This window comes from Corallococcus sp. CA053C (genome assembly GCF_003611675.1).
Lineage (GTDB): Bacteria > Myxococcota > Myxococcia > Myxococcales > Myxococcaceae > Corallococcus.
On the sequence record NZ_RAWA01000629.1, the window covers coordinates 1 to 3,637 of the forward strand.

Sequence of the window (3,637 nt, forward strand, 5' to 3'; positions counted from 1 at the left end):
CGTGCCCCTGTCCCTACTGCCAGACGACGATGCGCAACACCTACGCGCGGGGGCTGACGCGCGACGAGTGTGGTGCGTGCGGAGCGGGCTGGTTCGACGCGGAGGTGCTGGGGACGGTGGTGGGCGGCCCCACGCTGGACGCTGTGTTCGAGGCGGCGAAGGGCAAGCCCGGTCGGTGCAAGGGGTGTGAGGCGTCGCTCCAGTACGTCCCAGGCTGTCCGTCCTGCGGGCGGCAGGCGCCCACGTGTCCCGGCTGTGGCAGTTCTCCGCTCCCCGCCGTGGACCTTCGGGACGCGGTGGTGGACGTCTGCGTGAAGTGCCGGGGCGTGGCGCTGGACAAGGAGGAGCTGGCCCGGCTGCAGAAGGCGGTGACACCAGAGGCCCGGGCCCCGGAGCCCCGCGAACCCATCCAGGCCGCGGACTTCGAGCACGAATACGACGACCCGCGGGGGATGAGCCTGCTGCCCAAGGTGCGCCTGGGCGACGTGCCGTCCTGTACGACGTGCGGGCGGAAGATGGACCCGCGCTACGGGTTCGTCTGGGAGGAGCGGCTGTTCTGTGGAAGCTGCGCGCCGGAAGGCTCCGCGCCCTACACGGATGAGCTGACGAAGGCGCGTCCCAGTGAGACCTTCGACCGCAGGTCCCGGCACCTGAACACCGGCGCCGCCGAGTCCGCCGTCGTGTGGCTGTTGTCGAAGATCTTCAAGTAGCGCCTGGGTGTCATGACGCGTTGTCCGTCACGGCGCCGCGATTCGTGACAGGCGGTCCACGCCAGGGCTGAAGCAGCGCGACGACGCCTCTGTCGGTGCCATGGCCCCTGTCTTGCTCAAGGCCTCCTCTGCTTCTTCAAGGGAGGCTTTTCCGTGAGCCAATGGCTGCGCAGGTCCGTCCAGGGCGGCTTCGCCCTGCTTGTCTTTTCGTGTGCGGCGACCACCGCGCTCATCGTGAATCAGGGACTCTGGGGCATCGTGAGTCCGGCTCCGAAGGATACGGAGCCCGTGGCCCGGAGGCCTTTGGCGCCTCCTGATCCGAGGCTCGACACGGTCCGCTTCGCGCAGCTCACGGGCCTCTCGCTTCCAGCCACGAGTCCCGGGATGCAGGCCCTGGAGCCTGGCGGTCCTGCCATTCCCCGGAGCACGCTGGCCATCCGTCTGCTGGGGACGTTGGTGGCGCAGGATCCCCAGTGGTCCATGGCCTCCATCCATGAGCTCACGGGCGGTGGCGCACGGAGCCTGATGATCAGCGATGCATTCCAGGGCGCCCGCGTCTTCGCCATCGAGCGGGAGCGCATCCTGCTCATCGTCGACGGTCGGCTCGAATACGTCGACGGCGCTCCCCTGTCGGGCGCGGCGCCCGTGGCGGTGAATGTCCATCCCGGCGCGGCGATGCCCGGGAGCTCCGGACTGGGCCGGGGCATCCGGGCCACGGGCGAGCACTCCCGTGTCATCCCCCATGAGGATGTCACCGAAGCGCTGACGCATCTGAACGAAGTGCTGATGGAGGCCCGCGTGGTCCCCGCCTTCCGCGAAGGCCGCCCCGTGGGCTTCAAGCTGTTCTCCGTCCGGGAGGGGTCGCTCTACTCACGGCTCGGGCTGCGCAATGGGGACGTGCTCCAGCGCATCAACGGGCTGGACCTGGATGACATGGAGAAGGCGGTCCAGGCCTTCACGCAGCTGCGTGATGCCAGGCGCATCGAGCTGCAACTCGAACGCGGTGGAGCCCCGGTCCGGAAGGTCTTCGACGTGGAATAGAAGTGGCCTGTCCCCCCATGGGAGGGCTGCGTATCCGTCAGGCCTGCGCCGCCACCAGCTTCTCCTGCGCGGCCTCCCACCGGGCATAGAGGTCTTCCAGCTCCTCCTTGCCCACGCGGTGTCCGTCCATCAGCGGCTTCGCCCGGGCGAAGTCGTTGTAGAGCACCGGATCCGCGAGCTGCGCCTCGCGCTCCTTCTGCTCGGCCTCCACCTTCGCGATGCGCTCCTCCAGCTTCGCGATCTCCTTCTTGATGGGGCCCTCCACCACGGAGCGACGCTGGCGCGCCTCGGCCTCCAGCCGCTTGCGCTCCTTCTCGGAGACGACCGCCGCGCTCCCGGCCGCGCCCCTGCCGTTGGACGCGTTGGACTCCGCGCCGTCGGCCGCCAGTCGCTGCTGCTCCTGGTGGTAGAGGTACGCGTCCAGGTTGCCCGGGTGTGACGTGAGCTTCCCGTCCGCCACCTCCCAGACGTGCGTGCACAGGCCGTTGATGAAGCTGCGGTTGTGGCTCACGAACAGCAGCGTGCCGCCATACAGCTTCAGCGCTTCAATCAGCATCTCGGACGAGTCGAGGTCCAGGTGGTTCGTCGGCTCGTCCATCAGCAGGAAGTTGGACGGCACGAGCAGCAGCTTCGCCAGCGCCACCCGCGCGCGCTCGCCACCGCTCAGCACGCCGATGGGCTTCTCCACGTCGTCGCCGCTGAAGAGGAACGCGCCCAGCACGCCGCGCACGTAGCTCTCCGGCTTGTCCGCCGCCAGGGGCCGCACCTCTTCGATGATGGTGTTGTGGCGGTCCAGCTTGTCCGCGTGGTGCTGCGCGTAATAGCCCACCACCACGTTGTGCCCCACCGTCACCTTGCCAGTGTCCGGCGCCAACTCCCCCGCGACCATCTTGAGCAGCGTCGTCTTGCCCGCGCCGTTGGCGCCCACGACGGCGATTCTCTGGCCCCGCTCCAGCCGCGCGTTCAGCCCGTCGTACACCGTGAGCGCGCCGTAGCGCTTGGTGATGCCCTCCATCAGCACCACGTCACGGCCGCTGCGCTCCACCTCCGGGAAGCGGAACTTCATCGTCTGCCGCTCTTCGAGGACCGCCACCTTCTCCAGCTTGGCCAGCATCTTCGCGCGGCTCTGCGCCTGCTTCGCCTTCGTCGCCTTGGCGCCGAACCGGTCGATGAAGCCCTGCAATTCTGCCCTGCGCTGCTCCACCTTCTCCGCCTTCGCCTGGAGGAGCACCATCTCCTCGGCGCGCAGGCGCTTGTAGTCCTCGTAGTTGCCCGTGTATTCGCGCACGCCCTCCATCTCCAGCGACACCACCCGGTTGATCTGCCGGTTGAGAAAGTCGCGGTCGTGGGAGATGAGCACCATCGCCTTGTTGGAGCGGCGCAGGAACCCGTCGAACCAGGCGAGCGTCGGCACGTCCAGGTGGTTCGTGGGCTCGTCCAGGAGCAGCAGGTCCGGGTCCTGGAGCAGCAGCCCCGCGAGCGCCGCCCGCATCCGCCAGCCGCCCGACAGGGCCTGGGTCGGCTTGGACAGGTCCGCGTCCTTGAAGCCCAGCCCCTTGAGGATGCGCTCGGCGTGGTGCCGGCCGTAGCGGTTCTCGAAGTCGTCCAGCTCCGCGTGGAGGTCCGCCAGCGTCTGGGCCAGTTCCAGCTGCTCCTCCTCGTCCGTGGCGGCCGCCAGGGCCCCTTCGGTTTCCTTGAGGCGGGATTCCAGTGAGTCCCGGCCGGGCACGGTGCTCATCACCGCCTCCACGACCGTGCCTTCCGGCAGGCCGGCGATCTCCTGGGGGAGGTAGCCCGCCCGGGCGCGGCGGCTGTACTGAACAGTCCCCCCGTCCGGCTGGGCCGCCCCGGCGATGATCTTCATCAGGGAGGACTTCCCCGTCCCG

At 68.9% G+C, this 3,637-nt stretch carries 3 protein-coding genes; 2 read left to right on the top strand and 1 reads right to left on the bottom strand.

Translation table 11 applies throughout. From position 1 onward, the window contains the following. Together D7V97_RS41190 and gspC are read left to right on the top strand one after the other, a co-directional pair. Window positions 1–710: zf-TFIIB domain-containing protein (locus tag D7V97_RS41190; RefSeq protein WP_147445207.1), on the top strand; the 710-nt coding region annotated here is incomplete at its 5' end. A 153-nt stretch (window positions 711–863) separates the two neighbouring features. Further along, complete coding sequence (gspC, locus tag D7V97_RS41195) at window positions 864–1,751, top strand: type II secretion system protein GspC (RefSeq protein ID WP_120616014.1); 888 nt, start codon at window positions 864–866, stop codon at window positions 1,749–1,751. A gap of 37 nt (window positions 1,752–1,788) precedes the next feature. Here gspC and D7V97_RS41200 read toward each other — a convergent pair. After that, the coding region (locus D7V97_RS41200; RefSeq protein WP_147445208.1) for an ABC-F family ATP-binding cassette domain-containing protein at window positions 1,789–3,637 on the bottom strand (1,849 nt) is incomplete at its 5' end.